This window comes from Azoarcus sp. Soil_N_20 (assembly GCF_057656155.1).
Window position 1 is genome coordinate 290926 of the sequence record NZ_JBDGKX010000002.1, and the last position, 16273, is coordinate 307198.

A 16273-nucleotide genomic window follows, 5' to 3' on the forward strand; every position below is an offset into this window, starting at 1 on the left:
AACGGACCCTCGGGTCCGTTTCTTGTGCGCTTCCGGTGTCCGGAATCAGCCCTGATGCTTCCTTGCTGCAGCCGACTTGTAGTCCAGCTTTTCCTTGATCCGTGCCGACTTGCCCGAGCGCTGGCGCAGGTAGTACAGCTTGGCGCGACGAACGTCGCCGCGGCGCTTGACTTCGATCGAGGCGACCAGCGGGGAGTAGGTCTGGAACGTACGCTCGACGCCCTCGCCGGAGGAGATCTTGCGCACGATGAAGGACGAGTTGAGACCGCGGTTACGCTTGGCGATGACGACGCCTTCGTAAGCCTGCAGACGTTCGCGCGTGCCTTCCTTGACCTTGACCTGCACCACCACGGTGTCGCCGGGGGCGAATGCCGGGAAAGTCTTGCCTTCGGTCAGGCGGGCGAGTTCTTCCTGTTCGAGCTGCTGAATCAGGTTCATGTGTTCGACTCCATGTCGTCTAGTGGCCAGTGGCCTGACATGCAGAGCAGGTCGCAACCTGATGCATGCGGTTTGTCATCGAAGCGTCAGTCGGTCCTGCCTTCCGCCGCTTCCGTCTGCTCCTGCCGGAATTCCTCCAGCAGGCGCAATTCTTCCTTGTTCTTCGCCCTGTCGGCGAGCAGTTCCGGGCGCCGCAACCAGGTGCGGCCCAGGGCCTGCTTCAGCCGCCAGCGGCGGATCAAGGCATGGTTGCCGGACAACAGCACATCCGGCACCCGTTCATTCTCGTATACCTCTGGCCGCGTGTAGTGCGGACAGTCCAGCAGGCCGTCGGCGAAGGAATCCTCCACCGCCGAATCGGCGTCGTTCAGTGCGCCGGGCAGCTGGCGCACGATGGCATCGAGCAGCACCATCGCGGGCAGTTCGCCACCCGAGAGGACGAAATCGCCGAGCGAGATCTCCTCATCCACGCAGCGGTCGATCAGACGCTGATCAACCCCTTCATATCTTCCGCACAGCAGGATCAGACCCGGCGCCTGCGCCAGTTCCATTACCCGGCGGTGCTGCAGCGTCCTGCCCTGCGGCGACAGGTAGATCACCGGACCGGCCGTGCCGAGCGCGTCCTGCTGTTGCTGCCTAGCCTGCCGGATGCTCTGCTCCAGCGGATGGGCCAGCATGACCATGCCGGGGCCGCCGCCATAGGGTCGGTCGTCCACCGTGTGGTGGGCATTGCTGGTGAAGTCGCGCGGGTTGTGGAACGCGATCCGGTACAGATCGCGATCCAGCGCGCGCCGGGTGATGCCGCTGCCGGTCAGGGCGGCGAACATCTCGGGAAACAGGGTAACCACATCGTAGCGGCGCGGGCCGCCGGTCGCCTGAATCACGCCGGATTCACCAGTCCTTCTGCCACGCCACCCGAATGCGCCGGGCAGCAAGGTCTACATCGAGTACATAGGCGGCAACGAAGGGGATCAACCGTTCGTTGTCGCCGTCCTGCACCTGGAGCACATCGTGGGCTCCGGTGGAGATCAGTCCGCTGACGCTGCCCAGGGGCTCGTCAGCCTCGTTGATCACTGCCAGGCCCACCAGGTCGCCCCAGTAGTATTCGTCCGTGGCCGGCGCAGGCAGCGCCTCGCGGGGCGCACCGATGTACCAGCCTTCGACTGCCTCGGCGCCGTTGCGGTCATTCACGCCCTCGAGCGCGGCAACCAGGCCTTTGCCGTGTGCACGACAGCCGGCGAGCTTGCGCCGTGACCAGTTTTCTGCCGGCGCATCGGGGTCGGTCGCAATCCACCAGTCCGGCATGCTGCGCCACGACAGCGCGTCGTCGCCGAACGGATGAATCTTGAGCCAGCCCTGAACGCCGAATGGGGCGACGATGCGCCCCAGTACAATCATGCTTTCAACAGCCTGAGAATCAGGCGGCCTTGGCAGACTGCTTCACCAGACGGGCAACCGTCGGCGAGAGCTGCGCGCCGTTCTGTTCCCAGTAGGCGAGACGCTCGGCATTGACGACGAGGGTTTTCTCGGCGCCGGAAGCAACCGGATTGTAGAACCCGACGCGCTCGATGAAGCGACCGTCACGACGGTTACGCGAGTCGGCAGCGACGATGTTGTAGAACGGGCGCTTTTTGGCGCCACCACGGGCAAGGCGAATGACGACCATCTGAGTATCCTGAGATCGGTGAAGACGAAAAGCGCATGATTGTATGGCACACGGAGGATTACAGCAAGGTTCTTGCGACTATCGAGGGTTGGTGCGCACTGCAGATGCCCGCCAACCCTCGTCCCGGAGCGATCAGGGAAAAACGCGTGGCATCGGTGCGAGGCGGCAAATTTGAATAGAATGGCGGAACCTTCAACCCGCGGCGACATGCGATGTCCGAGCCAGCGCAATCTTCCGAAACGCTTGATGCAGTGCTGACCTGGCTTGCCGGTGAACCCGGCGATGACCCGCTCGGCGATCTGGCGATGCTCCGCAGCCATCTGGCTGTGGCCGCGGATGAAGCGCTGTCGATTTCGCAACGCGAAGAGCTGCTCGCGCTGTTCAGGCTGCGTGCACTCGATATCAGCGGGCGGTTCCGGCCCGGTCTGCTGACCGCGACGCTGCCCTTGTCGCGCGAACTCCACGGTCCGGCGGTGACCCTGATCGACAGTTTGCTGGTGATCGCGGAACACTACCGGGTGCTGCTTGCCGACGTGCAGCGGCGCTGGCTGCGGTCGAGGCGGCAGGAGCTCGTTGTGCTCAGCGGACACGCGCTCGGGGTGGTGGGCGAGGCCTGCATTCTCGGCGCGATGGCCGGCGCTGCGGCACCCTACGGACTGTGGCAGCGGGCGCACATGCTGTGGCTGGCGTCGGGCCAGCGCGATCAGATGGGCGAGGACGCATCGGATGCGGTCATGCCCCCGGCGTGCCGACAATACCGGCGCCTGCTGGCGGTCGCGGTCAGCCAGCCGGAAAGCCTGACTGCACGCGAACTGCAGTGGCTGTACGACTATCTCGAGGTGGCGGCGAGCGATGCCACGCTTTCCTTGCAGCCGATCGAGCCGGCGGCGACCTCGTACTGGCTCGATACCGCCCAGGACAATCCGCCGATTGCGATTTCCCGAAGGCGGCCTGGCGAGGGCTCCTCTGTTCTCCATTTCAGCCCGCAGTCTATGATCAGGCGGGTCGGCGTGCAGACCGAGTGGCTCGAGGAACGCATTCTCCAGGCCGAGGTGGTGGGGCTCGAGCGCGACGGCGAACTGCTCGATCCCGACACCTCGGGGCTGCCCGAGGGGCTGACCCCGGTCGAGGTGTTGTCGCTCCTGCGTCGACTGCACGAGCGCTGGACCTCTCCCCCGATGCGAAGCCAGCCCCGGCGCAAGCATCAATACACGGTTCAGGTCAGCGCCGGGTTGAAGGCGATCTGGGATGTCGGCCGCGGTAATCCGGCGTCGATCGGTGAGTGGATGGTGTTCAACGAGAGTCCGGGCGGCTACGCGATCCTGTGTGTGGGCGGCGTCGACGGCGCATTGTCGGCGGGGATGATCCTCGCCCTGCGCCGGGACGGGGCGCAGCCCTGGTCGATCTGTGTGGTGCGCTGGATCCGCAGCGACAATCCGGATCAGGTCGAGCTCGGCCTGCAGGTGGTGGCGCAAGGCTATACTTCGGTGTCGATCGGTTTTCGCGGCAGCGACGCCCGCAATACCTCTCCCGCACTGATGCTGCAGCCATTGCCGGCCGTCCGCCCGCATCTTGCACTGGTGACCCATGCCGGCACCTATGTGTCGCGTCGCTTCGTGCTGGTGCACGAAGGCGAGCAGCTGTATGTCGCCCAGGGCCGGGTGCTCGGACTGGATCTGCAGACTGCAGCCATTGAACTGTTTCAGTACGAAATCGATCCCTATCCGATCTGATCGGCGGGCGGCCGCCGTCTGCCGACCCCCGTCAAGGCGTCCCCGAGGCATCCTGATCCGGTGGGATGAGTAGGCATGCGAGGCTTTCGTCGTCCATGTTCAGGCTGCGCTCCAGTCGTTGTGCGAGTGCGGACAGGGCGCCGCCCGAGGCACTGCGCCATGCCGCGGCGTCGAGGGCGAAGCGGCGGATGATGTCGCTGACCCGGATCAGCTCGGGCGCGCGGGTCAGCACCCACTCACCGGTCTCGGAACGCGTCGCCCAGCCTGCCTCGCCGAGTTTGCCGAGCAGGGTCTCGGCGTCGTGTTCCGAGAGCCCGGCCTGGTCGCGCAGGCCGGTGAAACTGATGCTGGATCCGGTCCGCTGGGCTCGTGCCAGGTGCACGAGCAGGATGACGGCGGCCCAGGCCTCGCTTCCGGGGAAGCTTGCCACCCGGCGCCGGCGCTCGACAAAGGCGGGCAGGGTGGCGGCGACCAGGGCGCCGAGGAGGACGACGATCCACGACAGATAGAGCCACAGCAGGAAGATCGGCAGCACGGCAAAGGTGCCGTAGATCAGGGTGTAGGTCGGGAACTGGGCGATGAACATGCCGAATGCCCGCTGCATCAGCGAGAACACCAGCGCGGCGGCATATCCGCCGGCGACCGCATGCAGCGGACGAACCGGATGATTGGGCACCGCGTAGTACAGGAAGCTGAACAGGGCGCCCAGCATTAACGGCGGGAGCAGCCGGGCTGCAAGCTCGCCGACCCACGGCAGATGCGCGGACCACTGCATCGAGGTACTCACCAGGTAACCGGTTGCGATCACGCTCGCGCCCAGAATGGCCGGTCCGAGGGTCAGCACGAACCAATAGACCGTGATCCGGAGCAGCATCCGCCGAGGCCGGCGGACCCCCCAGATGTGGTTGAACACGCGCTCGATGGTGGCGAGCAGCAGCAAGGCGGCGATCGCCAGCAGGGTGGTGCCGATCAGGGTCAGTCGCGCGGCCTTCTGCGAGAACTGGATCGCATAGGTGGTGATGATCTTGCCCGCGCGGTCAGGCAGCATGTTCTCGAGCAGGAAGACCTTGAGCGAGGCCCCGATCGCATCCATGCCGGGCAAATTGCCGAACGCCGAGATGGTGACCGTGATCAGCGGCACCAGCGCAAGCAAGGTGGTGAATGCCAGACTGCTGGCCACTTGCGGGCAGCGGGTCGAGGTGAAGCGCTCGGCAAAGAGCGCGGCGAAATCGCGGAATGACTGCAGCGTCATGGGAGGGTGCGGACGGGGTCGGCGGGGTGACGGGTATAATCCGCGCATTCTATCGACTCCGGTTCTTCATGCAGGAAATACTCGTGCTGTATTACAGCCATCGCGGCTCGGTCCGGGCGCTGGCCGAACAGATTGCCCGTGGCATCCATCAGGTACCGGGGATGCGGGCGCGGGTGCGTACCGTACCGCGGGTGTCTGCCGTGTGCGAGGCAGTGGAAGCGGAGATCCCCGCAGCCGGTCCGCCCTATGTCGAGCTTCGTGACCTTGAAGAATGCGTCGGGCTGGCGCTCGGCAGTCCGACCCGTTTCGGCAACATGGCGGCGCCGATGAAATACTTTGTCGACGGGCTCGCCGGAGCCTGGGTCAATGGCACGCTGGCGGGAAAACCGGCCTGTGTGTTCGCGTCGACGGCAAGCCAGCATGGCGGTCAGGAGAGCACCTTGCTGTCGATGATGCTGCCGCTGATGCACCACGGCATGGTGCTGGTCGGGCTGCCATACACCGAGCCGGCGTTGAACGCCACCCGAAGTGGCGGCACGCCCTACGGCGTCACCCATGTCGCCGGGGCGGACGGCATGCCGGTGCTGACCGACGACGAGATCGCCCTGGCGCTGGCGCAGGGCAGGCGTCTTGCCGGCGTGGCAAAGAAACTGGCGGTGGCACAATGAGCCCGCGCCTCCTGTCCCTGATCTCGAGCGCGGCGCTGCTGGCCCTCATCGTGCTGTGCGTGCTGTGGGAGGTATGGCTTGCGCCGCTGCGCCCCGAGGGCTCGTGGATGATGCTCAAGGTGGTGCCCTTGCTGCCGGCGGTGTTCGGCATCCTGCGTGGCAAGCGCTACACCTACCAGTGGCTGTCGATGCTGGTGCTGCTGTACTTCACCGAGGGGGTGGTGCGGGCGAGCGACCCCGGGCTGACTGGAACGCTGGCGCTGATCGAGGTCGCGCTGTCGGTGGTGCTGTTCCTGAGCACCATGTACTACGCCCGTAACGCCGCGCCTTCCCGCCTGCGCCAGGAGTGAGCGGGAGTCGCCGTGTGTTGCGGCGTTCGCAGATGCTCGTGATCCGGGTGAAGTGCCGATTCCCGCCATCCGGATCACGTCCGCCGCGGAAGGGCGGACTTAAGCCCGCCGCAGGGGGTGGTTCGAGCACCAAGGCCAGGCGCAGGCACCTGAGGTCGGCGAAAGTCGGCCTTGCGCGTGCCTTGAGCCTGCTGCCGACCGACCCTGGCGTCAGACCTGCGGGTTCAGTTTCTCCGCCCCGGCGTGGAGCTTGTTGAGCGCATTCAGGTAGGCCTTGACCGAAGCCACGATGATGTCGGTGTCGGCGCCCTGGCCATTGACGATGCGCCCGTCGCGCGCGAGGCGCACGGTCACCTCGCCCTGCGCATCGGTGCCGGTGGTGATTGCGTTGACCGAATAGAGCAGCAGTTCGGTGCCGCTCGCCGCCACCGACTCGATGGCCTTGAACGCGGCGTCGACCGGACCCGAACCGGTCGCCCTGGCGCGCGTCTCCTTGCCACCCGCGCTCACGGTGATTTCCGCCTGCGGGGTTTCGCCGGTCTCGGAGTGAAAACGGCTGGCCACCAGGCGGTAGTGTTCGATCTCCGGGGTGATTGCCTCATCGCTCATCAGGGCGTAAAGATCCTGGTCGAAGATCTCGTGCTTCTTGTCGGCGAGCTCCTTGAAGCTGGCAAAGGCGAGATTGAGCTGCTCTTCGGATTCGACCTCGATGCCGAGTTCCTGCAGGCGCGCGCGGAAGGCGTTGCGCCCGGAGTGCTTGCCGAGCACCAGCTTGTTCGCACCCCAGCCCACGTCCTCGGCGCGCATGATTTCGTAGGTTTCGCGATGCTTGAGCACACCGTCCTGATGAATGCCGGATTCGTGGGCAAAGGCGTTGGCACCGACGATGGCCTTGTTCGGCTGCACCGCGTAACCGGTGACCTGCGACACCAGACGCGAGGCCGGCACGATCTGGGTGGCGTCGATGCGGGTCTCCACCGGGAACACGTCGGCACGGGTGCGGACGGCCATCACGATCTCTTCCAGCGAGGCATTGCCGGCGCGTTCGCCGAGACCGTTGATGGTGCATTCCACCTGACGCGCGCCGACCATCACTGCCGCCAGCGAGTTGGATACCGCAAGGCCGAGGTCGTTGTGGCAATGCACCGACCAGATGACCTTGTCCGAGTTCGGCACACGTTCGATCAGCGTGCGCATGGTGGCGGCGTACTGTTCGGGCACGTTGTAGCCGACGGTGTCGGGCACGTTGATGGTGGTGGCGCCGGCCTTGATCACGGCATCGAAGATCCGCACCAGGAAGTCGATCTCCGAGCGGCCGGCATCCTCTGCCGAGAACTCGACATCGTCGGTGTATTCCCGTGCCCAGCCAATCGACTTGACCGCCTGCTCGACGACCTGGTCGGGTGTCATCCGCAGCTTCTTTTCCATATGGATCGGGCTGGTGGCGATGAAGGTGTGGATGCGACCGTGCGCGGCCGGGCGGATCGCCTCGCCGGAGCGGCGGATGTCGTTCTCGCTGGCGCGTGCGAGCGAACAGACGGTCGATTCCTTGATCGCTTCGGCGATCGAACGCACGGCCTCGAAGTCCCCGTTGGAGGCCGCTGCAAAGCCCGCTTCGATCACATCTACTCGCATCCGCTCCAGTTGCCGGGCGATGCGCAGCTTCTCGTCGCGGGTCATGGAGGCGCCCGGGCTCTGTTCGCCGTCGCGCAAGGTGGTATCGAAAATGATCAACTGGTCTTTCATGGTCGGCTCCTGCAGGGGTTCGGTTTGCGGATGCGGCGGGGCTGCCGGCGTAGTTTCGCGGGCAGGGGGTGAAGCACGAAGGGAGGGGGTAGGTATTTAGCGCGCGGGGCGCAGCAGCAGGGCGCACAGTGGCACGCCCGCCGGCAGGAGGCGAAGCGACGGGAGAGGAAGGCCGCGTTCGGTAGTCATGTGTCGCACTATAAAGCAGCGATTTGCGTCATGGCAAGCCGCTCCCGGAGGAGCACGAGGCCGCCAGGCAGGGCGCGTTGCGCGCCCCGGTCGGGATCAGCGCATCTCGAACGCTTCCTGATGAAAGCGCAGCCGGCGCATGCCAAGGCGGGCGAGGCCGGCGCGCAGTGCGTCGCCGAAGGGGCGCGGACCGCAGAACCAGATGTCGGTCCGCTTTGCGTCGCCGTGACGCTGGTGCAGAAGTTCTGCGCTCAGTGTGCCGTCACGGTCGGTACTGATGATGTGCAGCCGCACGGTGGGCAGTGGCTTGCACAAGGCCTCGAGCCGGGGGACGAAGGGGTCGTCGGCGCGCGCCCGGGTACTGTAGTACAGGTCCGCATCTGGCACGTTCCCGGTGTCCTGCAGGGATTCGAGCCAGGCGAGGAAGGGGGTGATGCCGATGCCGCCGGCGATCCAGATCTGTCGGGCACGCGCCGAGCCCCGGCGGAAATCGAAGCGCCCATAGGGGCCTTCGATGGTGACCGGCTGCCCGTGGTGCAGGCGTTCGCCGAGACGGCGGGTGTAGTCGCCGAGGGCCTTGATCTGGAAGGTGATGCGACGATCTCCACGGTCTGCACTGGCAATGGTGAACGGATGGGCGCCCTCGAGCGACTGGAAGGTGGCAAAGGCAAACTGGCCGGCCTTGTGGCCTTTCCAGGCGGGATCGAGTTGGCACACGACCTCGGTGACACCGGTGCCCGCGTTACGGAACGATTCGACGGTGCCGCCGACCTGGCGCCGCCGTCCGACGCGCCCCGCCAGTGACAGCAGCGCCGCGGCCGATCCCGCCGCAATGAGCAGCGCCAGCAAGGGTCCGGCCGGCCCGGCCCACCAGCCGACCGGGGCGAGGAAGGCGCTGTGGATCACCAGCATCAGGTAGAGCACCGGCATGGCGTGATGCACATAGCGCCACAGGTGGTAGGGAAAGCGGCGCAACAGCGTGATCACCAGCATCGCGAGCAGCGCATAGATCGCCCATTCGCCGAGATCCTCGCCGACATCGCGCATCATCTCGAGGAAGCCGCTGCCACGTTCTTTCGGAAACCGGCCTTCACGCCCGATCATGGCCTTGATCACGTCATCCGACATCTCCACCAGCCAATGCGCGGCGGCGAACCCGACGGCGAGAATGCCGGTCCATTTGTGGGTGCGATAGATCTGGTCCATGCCGCCCAGCAGCGGCTCCAGCCAGGTGGGTCGCGTGGCCAGGACCATGGCCAGCGACATCAGGGAAAAGGACCACAGGCCGGTGAGATAAAGCGCCTGCTGACGCAACACCCACGGCGCAGCCACTGCTGCCGGGGCGGGGTCGGCGAGCAGCGCGCCGACGCCGGCGAGACTGACCAGGCTGAGGAAGCAGAAGAGAAAGCGTTTCATCTTGATGGTCCTGTCGTTTGCGGTGGCAAGGTGGCGCCGCCGGGCAGCATCCGAGGTCGTGCAGGGAGGCCGACTTTCAGTCGTCGTCGAAGTAGCCACGTTCCGCGTCCGCGTGACAGGCGCCGCAGTTCGCCTTCGACTTCACCTTCGGATCTGCCCACTCGGCAGCGCTGATCTCACGGTGCTCGCGTCGCCACCGCGGCAATTCGGTGATTCGTTGCGGCGCCGCGCCCGGGGCGAGGTCGCGCAGCAGTTTGCCGCCGAAGCGCAGGCCGCTTGCATCGCCGGCGTTCGAGCTCAGGTAGCGGGTGATCAGCGCGGCGGTATCGGCGTCGACGCTGGCGTCCTCGCCGAAGTGCTGGCCGAGCTCGCCCATCATCTTCTGCCACGAGGCGGTGGGCAGCATCGATGGCGGAAAGGCCATATGACAGCTGCCACATTCGTCCGCGGTGAGCTTGTCGCCGACCGGTGCAAAAAAGTGCTTGCCGTCCGCACTCGCGCCGGACAGGGCAAAGGCACTGACCGCCAGGATCATTGCCGCGGAGAGGAAGGGACGGATCGGTGTCATGTTCATGGTGTGCTCCCGGGGCTCACAGGCCCATCATGTAGGTGATCCAGTCGCCCTTTTCGCGCGGGGTGCATTCGCGTCCCAACACTTCGGTACAGTTGCGCCTGAACCATTTTTCGACTTTTGCGGCATCGGTGTAGCGCGCCGGGCTGACCGAGACCGCAACCGGGTCGACCGCTTTCCCGGTCCGGGTACGCCCGGGCCGGCGCGGGTCATCGGCGTGACAGGCGGTACAGGACGGGGTGTCCGGTTTTCCCAGGCCATGGCGGTCGCGGTGCAAGGCCTCACCACGGGTCGCGGAGAAGGTGCTGAAGCTGGCGTCTGCGGTGCGCGCCTCGGTGGCGTAACGGGCAAGGAGATCGTCGCTCGGGCCGGCCACGGCGGAGGAGAGCAGCCCGGCGAACAGGGCTAGGGCAAGGGTGGTCTGTTTGCGGTTCATGCTTGCTCCCGATGGTGTGGTATTGAGGTGTGGCGTTGAAGATGGCGCTATCGTGGCAGGTGTCTTCTGAACGAATGCTGAGGGTCGTGTTCACCGCAGATTCAGCTCCGTTCCCCTATAAGTGGGCTGCGGCGTGTGGTCACTGCCGCCTGAGTCGGATATAGGGCCTATTTCGCCCATCAAAGGAGGCCTCTGATGTTCCAGTCTGCAAAACGAGTTCTGGCGATCCTGTTTGTTGTGGGATTTGGTGCTTCCGTCCACCCTGGCCCTGTCATGGCCAGTGACGCGCAGGATCACGAGCGTGCGCGGCGTGCGCTCGAAGCCGGCGAGGTGATGCCCCTGCGCGCCATCATCGATGTGGTCGAGCGCGATCATCCGGGTCAGATCGTCGAGATCGAGCTCGAACGTGACGATGGCCACTGGTTGTACGAGATCAAGCTGTTGCGTGCCGACGGTAGCCTCGCCAAGCTCGAGGTCGATGCGCGCGACGGTCGCGTGCTGTCGATCCGGGGCCGCGATGCGGATGGTCACAAGACCTGGGAAAAGGTGCGCTGATGCGTATCCTGGTGGTGGAGGACGAGCCGACGCTGGCGCGTCAGCTGGTGCACGCGCTGGGCGAGGCGGGCTATGCGGCGGTGAGCGCGGACAACGGTGAGGATGGGCACTATCTCGGGTCGGTCGAAGCCTTCGATGCAATCGTGCTCGACCTCGGCCTGCCGCGCATGGACGGCCTTACCGTGCTGGGAAAATGGCGTGCGGCGGGGCTGACGGTTCCGGTGCTGATCCTCACTGCGCGCGACAGCTGGCACGAGAAGGTGGCCGGCATCGATGCCGGCGCCGACGACTACCTGACCAAGCCGTTCCACATGGAAGAGTTGCTCGCCCGGGTGCGGGCGCTGATCCGGCGTGCCGGCGGTCATGCCAGTGCGATACTGAGCTGCGGGCCGGTGGTGCTCGACACCCGGGCCGGTCGGGTCAGCGTGGACGGGCAGCCGGTGACGCTCACCAGCCACGAGTTCCGGGTGCTGGCCTACCTGATGCACCACCAGGGCGAAGTGGTGTCGCGCACCGACCTCAACGAACACATCTATGCCCAGGACTACGACCGCGACTCCAACACCATCGAGGTCTTCATCGGGCGCTTGCGCAAGAAGCTGCCGCCCGGCCTGATCGAGACCGCCCGCGGGCTGGGTTATCGCCTGGCCGCCCCGACATGAGGTTCCGTGTGCCCGGTCCGGGCTCATTGCGCTTGCGGCTGCTGCTGGGCAGTCTGGTCTGGATTTTCGCGACCCTCACCCTGTCCGGGTTCTTCCTTGCCGACCTGTTTCGGCAACATGTCGCGACCCGCTTCGAAGCGGAGCTGCAGATGCACCTCGATCAACTGACTGCACACGTCGAGACCGGCGCCGACCGCCGCCCGCAGCTGGTGTCAGAACTGAGCGATCCGCGGCTGCGCAAACCCTATTCCGGTCTGTACTGGCAGGTCGACACGCCGGGTCCGGAAGGCGTCGGCAGTCTGCGCTCGCGCTCGCTGTGGGATCAGGTGTTGCAGGTGCCGGCTGATAGTCCCGATGATGGACAGATCCATCTTCATCGGGTGGCGGGGCCGGATGGCGCGATGCTGATCTCCATCGAGCGTCTGGTTCGACCCGCGGACCATCCCGACTTGGCGCTGCGCCTGATCGTCGCCGCCGACGAACAGGCGATGAAAGGGCCGGTGCAAGACTTCGTCGGACTGCTGATCCTGGCCTTGTGCATTCTGGCCGCCGGCCTGCTGGCGGCCGTGTTCATCCAGATATGGGCCGGGCTGGCGCCGCTGCGGCGCCTCCATGTGGGCCTTGCCGCGGTACGCGACGGGCGCGAGCGCTTGCTCGAAGGCCGCTTTCCGGATGAAGTGCAGCCCCTCGTAGAGGACTTCAACGCGGTGCTGGTGCATGACGCCGAGGTGGTGACGCGGGCCCGCACCCAGGCGGGCAATCTGGCCCACGCTGTCAAGACGCCGCTTGCCGTGCTCGCCAACGCAGCCGCGCAGGAGGACAGCTCGCTGGCGCGCCTGGTGACCGAGCAGGTGGCGACCGCCCGCCGTCAGGTCGATTATCACCTCGCACGGGCGCGGGCGGCGGCGGCGGTGCAGGTGCCGGGACTGCGCACGCCGCTGCGGCCGGTGCTCGAAGGGCTGCTGCGGCTCATGCAGCGACTGCATCCGGACCGGGTGGTGGAGCTGGGCTGGTCGGGGTTGGCGGGTGAGTCCACGTTTCGCGGCGAGGAGCAGGATCTGCAGGAGATGCTCGGCAATCTGCTCGAGAATGCGTGCAAATGGGCTGCGCATCGGGTCGATGTGCGCGTCTCCGTCCTTGCGGGCAGTGTGGTGGTCACGATCGACGACGATGGTCCCGGACTGCCGCCAGCTGCGCGTGAGGCGGTGTTTGCCCGCGGCGTACGCGCCGACGAGCAGGTCCCCGGCTCCGGGCTGGGGCTGGCCATCGTCAGCGACCTGGCCCGGCTGTATGGCGGCCAGGTTGCGCTGGATACCTCCCCGGCGGGTGGGTTGCGCGCCGCCCTGAGTTTGCCGGCAGGCAGCCCGTAGTCGGCCGGCAATCGGCCGATGTTGGCCCGTATCGGCGAAACCACCCGCCATCGCCGCGACGACAGCCCCCCGCCCTATCGTGCCTACAGCGTGTTGCCGCGCACCATGTTCATGACCTGGGCCATGTCCAGGGTGCTCGCCTTGTCCCGGATCTGCGGCAGATACTGGTTCTGCATGTCCTTTGCCGGACCGAGCAAGCCCTGGAAGCTCTCCTTGAGCAGCGCCGTGCTCATCGTTCGTCCGCCGGCGTAGTAGCGGCTGGCGACCTGCCCGAGCGCATAGGTGGTGGCGAAGGAGAAGGCGACCCCGGTGGCGCTCTTGCCGACCTGCCGGCCCAGCCCGCCGCCGATCTTGCCCAGCAGGCCGCCGAGCAGCTTGCGCCCGAACTGCTCCAGGTACTGCGAGGTCAGTCCGACGCCGACGGTTGCCAGCAGCTCGCGAATATGGCCCTGGTCGAGTTCGTGGCCATAGGCCTTGCCGATGCCATAGACCATCTTGATCTGCAGCGGAATGATGGCCATCGATGCCCACGATTGCGGCAGCAGCTCGAGTGCGCCGGCGAGGATGGCATGGTTGAGAACGCTGCGGTCGAGCTCGGGCTTGTGCGCGGACCGGGCGTTTGGGTCGGCCGCAATGCCTGGGGTGGGCGGCGTGTCCGTGGCCACCGTGGCAGGGGCCGCGGCCTCGACCAGGTCGGCCAGCGCGTCCGCCTGCCGGTCCATCGGCGCGGTCACGCCGCGGTCCAGACCCAGGCTTGTCGCCAACTCGGCGAGGAACTGTTTCTCCGCGCCCGAGAGGTGGCCGTCCACATCGCAGACACAGACCGCCATCTCGTAGGCCAGCTGGCGATGGTCGAGTTCAGTCAGGCTGGCCGCCGCATCGGTCATGCTCGCGCGCTTGAGCAGCACCTGCCGGTAGAGACCGGGCAGCCCGGATGCACCGGCTTCGCCGCCAAGGGACTCGGCCATCTGGCGAATCTGTTCGCGCTCGCGATCGTCATTGGCGCCGTCGGCGAATGCGGCCATCAGTCCGATGGTGAGGACGGCCTGCTGTTGATTCGGGGTCATGTGTTCTTCCTGTCCTGGGGGCGTGGGTGATGACCGGTGGGCTTATGCGAACACATTGCACGCAAGCGCCCACTGGTCGGCATTGACATCGGGAAGCATGAGACGCAACCGGGCTGCCCGAAGTTTCCGATCCTCGCACACCTTGTCTGAGCGTCAGATGAACAAGACCTTCCGCAGGGCCGGATAAGGGCAATCAAGATGCCTGGGAGGGACACAGGCCGTGAGCCCGTTCCCGAGGGCATCAGCGAACGAAGCGCTGGCTCTCGCCGACCACCTCGTCGATCCGGTCCTGATATTGCGCCACCACCTCCTTGCGCGCCTCGCGACCAAGCGCACGGTCGTTGCGGTCGTTGACCATGTAGCGGAAGAAGTCCGAGCCGGTGAATGGAAAGGTGATCTTGTGCTTGCTGTCGAAAACGGTCATGTAGTCGTAGCCGCTGGCAACGAAGTAGGAGAGCGGGGTGAACAGATTGCTTGCCGAACTGTAAGTGCTTGCAGCCTGCGTGACGCCGAGTTCCTCGAGCAGCGTGGGCGAGATCTGCGCGTGTGAGGTGCGGTAGTCGACGACCTCGGGTTGGTGACCGGGCATCCACAGCACCAGCGGTACGCGGATCTGTTCTTCGGGAAAGGTCCGGTTGTGGCCGTGCCCCCAGTGCCCTTTTTCCATGAACTCTTCGCCGTGATCACCGGTGAACATCACGATGGTGTCGTCGAGCATGTCGTGATGCTTGAGGTAATCGAGCAGGCGACCCACCTCCTGGTCCACGTGATGGGCGGCATTGATGTAGCGGGCATGGATGCCGTCGATATTGTCCTGCAGATTCATCCGGACGTAGTTCAGGTCGGGCTCGTACTCCGGCCGGATCACCGCTGCTTCGGGGAAGGTGTAGGGAGCGTGGGTGGATTCGAAGAACATGAAGCCGTAGAACGGGCGGTCCGGGTCGCGCTGGTCCAGCTTGCCGATGATGTCGCTGATATTCTGCACGTCCCGCTTCCACGGTTCACCGCTTTGCAGTTCCTGCATGTACTGCTCGGGGATGCCGGCGAACACGGTGTTGCGCAGCTCGGGGTAGTCGAAGCTCTGGCTGGTGTGCAGCGCCAGCTGGTAGTTCTTGTCCTGCAGGAAGTTCATCAGCGCCGGTGCCACACGCTGGCGCTCGAAGCTGTACCAGTAGGGCGCATAGAGGCCGTAGAACATCGAGAACAGGCCCATGCGTGTCCGGTTGCCACCGCTGTAGTGACGATCGAAGCGCAGTGCCTGGTTCGAGAACGCCCAGATATTGGGGGTGATTTCCGGATCGAGCAGATCCCAGCGGAAGGACTCGGCGACCAGCATGATCACATTCGGGTAGCGCCTGAGGGGCGTCGAAACGAGATTCGTGCCCGGGTAGTCGACCTCGCCGGTGGCTATCCTCCGTTCGGTGAGCGCGGTGCGCTCGATGCCCATCCGTTTGAAGGTGCCGCTCGCGCTGGTGTGCAGATGGAAGGGGACCACTTCCGCGGCCTGCAGGTATTCCTCCTGTCCGGTATGCACGCTGTAGGCGTACACCACTTCGCCCGCTCCGAGTATCAGCAGCATCGCACTCGTAGCCGCGAGCAGCGCCCGGCGGGAGACCGGGCTGTGTGCCTTTTGGTGGCGATGCAGCAACCATAGCGCAAGCGCGGTGGCGACAAAGAACAGGCACACCTGGAGGGTGATGGTCACCATGGTGGAGTCGGTTGCCCCGAGCGCGGCGACACCGCCACGGGTGCTCACCAGATTCCATACGAATCCATTGAGGTGGAATTCGTACAGGTCGTACACCCGGTAGTCGGCGTACATGCATACCAGGGTGAGCGTGCCGCTCAGGTAGGCGGTCAGATAGACGAGCTTGCGGCGCCAGTGAGCGCGTGCGATTGCAGGCCGCAGGGCCCATGCGATCGCGCTGGTCAGGGCCAGCGGAATGAGCGTATACAGCGCCGCATAACTGGCCGAGGTGGCAAGGATGAAGCCCTGCACGGTCGGCAGATCCGTCTCGGCGAAGCGCCAGAACATCGCCATCATCGCGAACACGGCGAGGTAAAGAAGGACGAAATAGCTGCGCAGGACTTCGGCGATGGGGTCTTTCGGGGCTTCGACCCTGGGTTTCATGTCAGTCTTGGTCGGTTCGGGAT

The 16273-nt window shown here is 65.6% G+C and carries 16 protein-coding genes and 1 pseudogene; 6 read left to right on the forward strand and 11 right to left on the reverse strand.

Features of this window, described 5'->3' with window-relative positions; genetic code table 11:
- Positions 1-45 precede the first annotated feature (45 nt).
- The 4 genes from rplS to rpsP all read right to left on the reverse strand — a co-directional run bounded on the left by rplS (position 46) and on the right by rpsP (position 2104).
- Positions 46-438 (reverse strand): 50S ribosomal protein L19, encoded by a 393-nt coding sequence (gene rplS / locus AC3A35_RS05870; RefSeq protein WP_487434999.1) that lies wholly within the window; start codon positions 436-438, stop codon positions 46-48.
- An 86-nt stretch (positions 439-524) separates the two neighbouring features.
- Positions 525-1322, reverse strand: a complete 798-nt coding sequence (trmD, locus tag AC3A35_RS05875; RefSeq protein WP_487435000.1) for a tRNA (guanosine(37)-N1)-methyltransferase TrmD — start codon at positions 1320-1322, stop codon at positions 525-527.
- A gap of 7 nt (positions 1323-1329) precedes the next feature.
- A complete protein-coding gene (gene rimM / locus AC3A35_RS05880; protein ID WP_487435001.1) occupies positions 1330-1836 on the reverse strand; it encodes a ribosome maturation factor RimM in 507 nt (168 codons plus the stop codon).
- 19 nt (positions 1837-1855) lie between these two features.
- Positions 1856-2104 (reverse strand): 30S ribosomal protein S16, encoded by a 249-nt coding sequence (gene rpsP / locus AC3A35_RS05885; RefSeq protein WP_487435002.1) that lies wholly within the window; start codon positions 2102-2104, stop codon positions 1856-1858.
- Between the two features lie 212 nt (positions 2105-2316).
- On the opposite strand from rpsP, the gene AC3A35_RS05890 reads away from it, so the two are divergent.
- Positions 2317-3837, forward strand: coding sequence for a hypothetical protein (locus AC3A35_RS05890; RefSeq protein ID WP_487435003.1), 1521 nt, complete (start codon positions 2317-2319; stop codon positions 3835-3837).
- Positions 3838-3868: 31 nt separating this feature from the next.
- Here the strand turns inward: AC3A35_RS05890 and AC3A35_RS05895 are convergent, their stop codons facing one another.
- Positions 3869-5089 (reverse strand): YihY family inner membrane protein, encoded by a 1221-nt coding sequence (locus AC3A35_RS05895; protein WP_487435004.1) that lies wholly within the window; start codon positions 5087-5089, stop codon positions 3869-3871.
- Between the two features lie 68 nt (positions 5090-5157).
- On the opposite strand from AC3A35_RS05895, the gene wrbA reads away from it, so the two are divergent.
- Complete coding sequence (gene wrbA, locus AC3A35_RS05900) at positions 5158-5757, forward strand: NAD(P)H:quinone oxidoreductase (protein WP_487435372.1); 600 nt, start codon at positions 5158-5160, stop codon at positions 5755-5757.
- Positions 5754-6107: a DUF2069 domain-containing protein gene (locus AC3A35_RS05905; protein ID WP_487435006.1), complete on the forward strand. Its 354-nt coding sequence runs from the start codon at positions 5754-5756 to the stop codon at positions 6105-6107. The genes wrbA and AC3A35_RS05905 overlap by 4 nt, the downstream gene beginning before the upstream one ends.
- A gap of 210 nt (positions 6108-6317) precedes the next feature.
- Here AC3A35_RS05905 and AC3A35_RS05910 read toward each other — a convergent pair whose 3' ends face one another.
- The 4 genes from AC3A35_RS05910 to AC3A35_RS05925 all read right to left on the reverse strand — a co-directional run bounded on the left by AC3A35_RS05910 (position 6318) and on the right by AC3A35_RS05925 (position 10465).
- Positions 6318-7853 (reverse strand): 2-isopropylmalate synthase, encoded by a 1536-nt coding sequence (locus AC3A35_RS05910; protein ID WP_487435007.1) that lies wholly within the window; start codon positions 7851-7853, stop codon positions 6318-6320.
- A 285-nt stretch (positions 7854-8138) separates the two neighbouring features.
- Positions 8139-9458 carry a ferredoxin reductase family protein gene (locus AC3A35_RS05915; RefSeq protein WP_487435008.1) on the reverse strand — a complete coding sequence of 440 codons (1320 nt, stop codon included), beginning with the start codon at positions 9456-9458 and terminating at the stop codon, positions 8139-8141.
- A gap of 76 nt (positions 9459-9534) precedes the next feature.
- Positions 9535-10032 carry a diheme cytochrome c gene (locus AC3A35_RS05920; RefSeq protein WP_487435010.1) on the reverse strand — a complete coding sequence of 166 codons (498 nt, stop codon included), beginning with the start codon at positions 10030-10032 and terminating at the stop codon, positions 9535-9537.
- A 16-nt stretch (positions 10033-10048) separates the two neighbouring features.
- Positions 10049-10465 carry a DUF1924 domain-containing protein gene (locus AC3A35_RS05925; RefSeq protein WP_487435011.1) on the reverse strand — a complete coding sequence of 139 codons (417 nt, stop codon included), beginning with the start codon at positions 10463-10465 and terminating at the stop codon, positions 10049-10051.
- A 273-nt stretch (positions 10466-10738) separates the two neighbouring features.
- Here AC3A35_RS05925 and AC3A35_RS05930 point away from each other — a divergent pair, with 273 nt between their 5' ends.
- From AC3A35_RS05930 to AC3A35_RS05940, 3 genes are read left to right on the forward strand one after another with little or no spacing between them, the layout of a single operon-like run.
- Entirely contained in the window at positions 10739-11020 is a 282-nt protein-coding gene (locus AC3A35_RS05930; RefSeq protein ID WP_487435012.1) for a PepSY domain-containing protein, read from the forward strand.
- Positions 11020-11682, forward strand: a complete 663-nt coding sequence (locus AC3A35_RS05935; RefSeq protein WP_487435013.1) for a response regulator transcription factor — start codon at positions 11020-11022, stop codon at positions 11680-11682. The genes AC3A35_RS05930 and AC3A35_RS05935 overlap by 1 nt, the downstream gene beginning before the upstream one ends.
- Positions 11679-13052: a sensor histidine kinase gene (locus AC3A35_RS05940; RefSeq protein ID WP_487435014.1), complete on the forward strand. Its 1374-nt coding sequence runs from the start codon at positions 11679-11681 to the stop codon at positions 13050-13052. Before AC3A35_RS05935 ends, AC3A35_RS05940 begins: the two co-directional genes overlap by 4 nt.
- 83 nt (positions 13053-13135) lie before the next feature.
- Here the strand turns inward: AC3A35_RS05940 and AC3A35_RS05945 are convergent.
- Together AC3A35_RS05945 and AC3A35_RS05950 are read right to left on the reverse strand one after the other, a co-directional pair.
- Positions 13136-14137: pseudogene (locus AC3A35_RS05945) on the reverse strand (YcjF family protein); the annotation flags it as partial.
- A 223-nt stretch (positions 14138-14360) separates the two neighbouring features.
- Complete coding sequence (locus AC3A35_RS05950; protein WP_487435015.1) at positions 14361-16250, reverse strand: sulfatase-like hydrolase/transferase; 1890 nt, start codon at positions 16248-16250, stop codon at positions 14361-14363.
- Between the last annotated feature and the right edge of the window lie 23 nt (positions 16251-16273).

Coding starts and splice junctions, on each gene's coding strand:
- rplS (WP_487434999.1), bottom strand. CDS start 438: ATGAACCTGATTCAGCAGCTCGAACAGGAAGAACTCGCCCGCCTGACC.
- rimM (WP_487435001.1), bottom strand. CDS start 1,836: ATGATTGTACTGGGGCGCATCGTCGCCCCATTCGGCGTTCAGGGCTGG.
- rpsP (WP_487435002.1), bottom strand. CDS start 2,104: ATGGTCGTCATTCGCCTTGCCCGTGGTGGCGCCAAAAAGCGCCCGTTC.
- AC3A35_RS05890 (WP_487435003.1), top strand. CDS start 2,317: ATGTCCGAGCCAGCGCAATCTTCCGAAACGCTTGATGCAGTGCTGACC.
- AC3A35_RS05895 (WP_487435004.1), bottom strand. CDS start 5,089: ATGACGCTGCAGTCATTCCGCGATTTCGCCGCGCTCTTTGCCGAGCGC.
- wrbA (WP_487435372.1), top strand. CDS start 5,158: ATGCAGGAAATACTCGTGCTGTATTACAGCCATCGCGGCTCGGTCCGG.
- AC3A35_RS05905 (WP_487435006.1), top strand. CDS start 5,754: ATGAGCCCGCGCCTCCTGTCCCTGATCTCGAGCGCGGCGCTGCTGGCC.
- AC3A35_RS05910 (WP_487435007.1), bottom strand. CDS start 7,853: ATGAAAGACCAGTTGATCATTTTCGATACCACCTTGCGCGACGGCGAA.
- AC3A35_RS05915 (WP_487435008.1), bottom strand. CDS start 9,458: ATGAAACGCTTTCTCTTCTGCTTCCTCAGCCTGGTCAGTCTCGCCGGC.
- AC3A35_RS05920 (WP_487435010.1), bottom strand. CDS start 10,032: ATGAACATGACACCGATCCGTCCCTTCCTCTCCGCGGCAATGATCCTG.
- AC3A35_RS05925 (WP_487435011.1), bottom strand. CDS start 10,465: ATGAACCGCAAACAGACCACCCTTGCCCTAGCCCTGTTCGCCGGGCTG.
- AC3A35_RS05930 (WP_487435012.1), top strand. CDS start 10,739: ATGGCCAGTGACGCGCAGGATCACGAGCGTGCGCGGCGTGCGCTCGAA.
- AC3A35_RS05935 (WP_487435013.1), top strand. CDS start 11,020: ATGCGTATCCTGGTGGTGGAGGACGAGCCGACGCTGGCGCGTCAGCTG.
- AC3A35_RS05940 (WP_487435014.1), top strand. CDS start 11,679: ATGAGGTTCCGTGTGCCCGGTCCGGGCTCATTGCGCTTGCGGCTGCTG.
- AC3A35_RS05950 (WP_487435015.1), bottom strand. CDS start 16,250: ATGAAACCCAGGGTCGAAGCCCCGAAAGACCCCATCGCCGAAGTCCTG.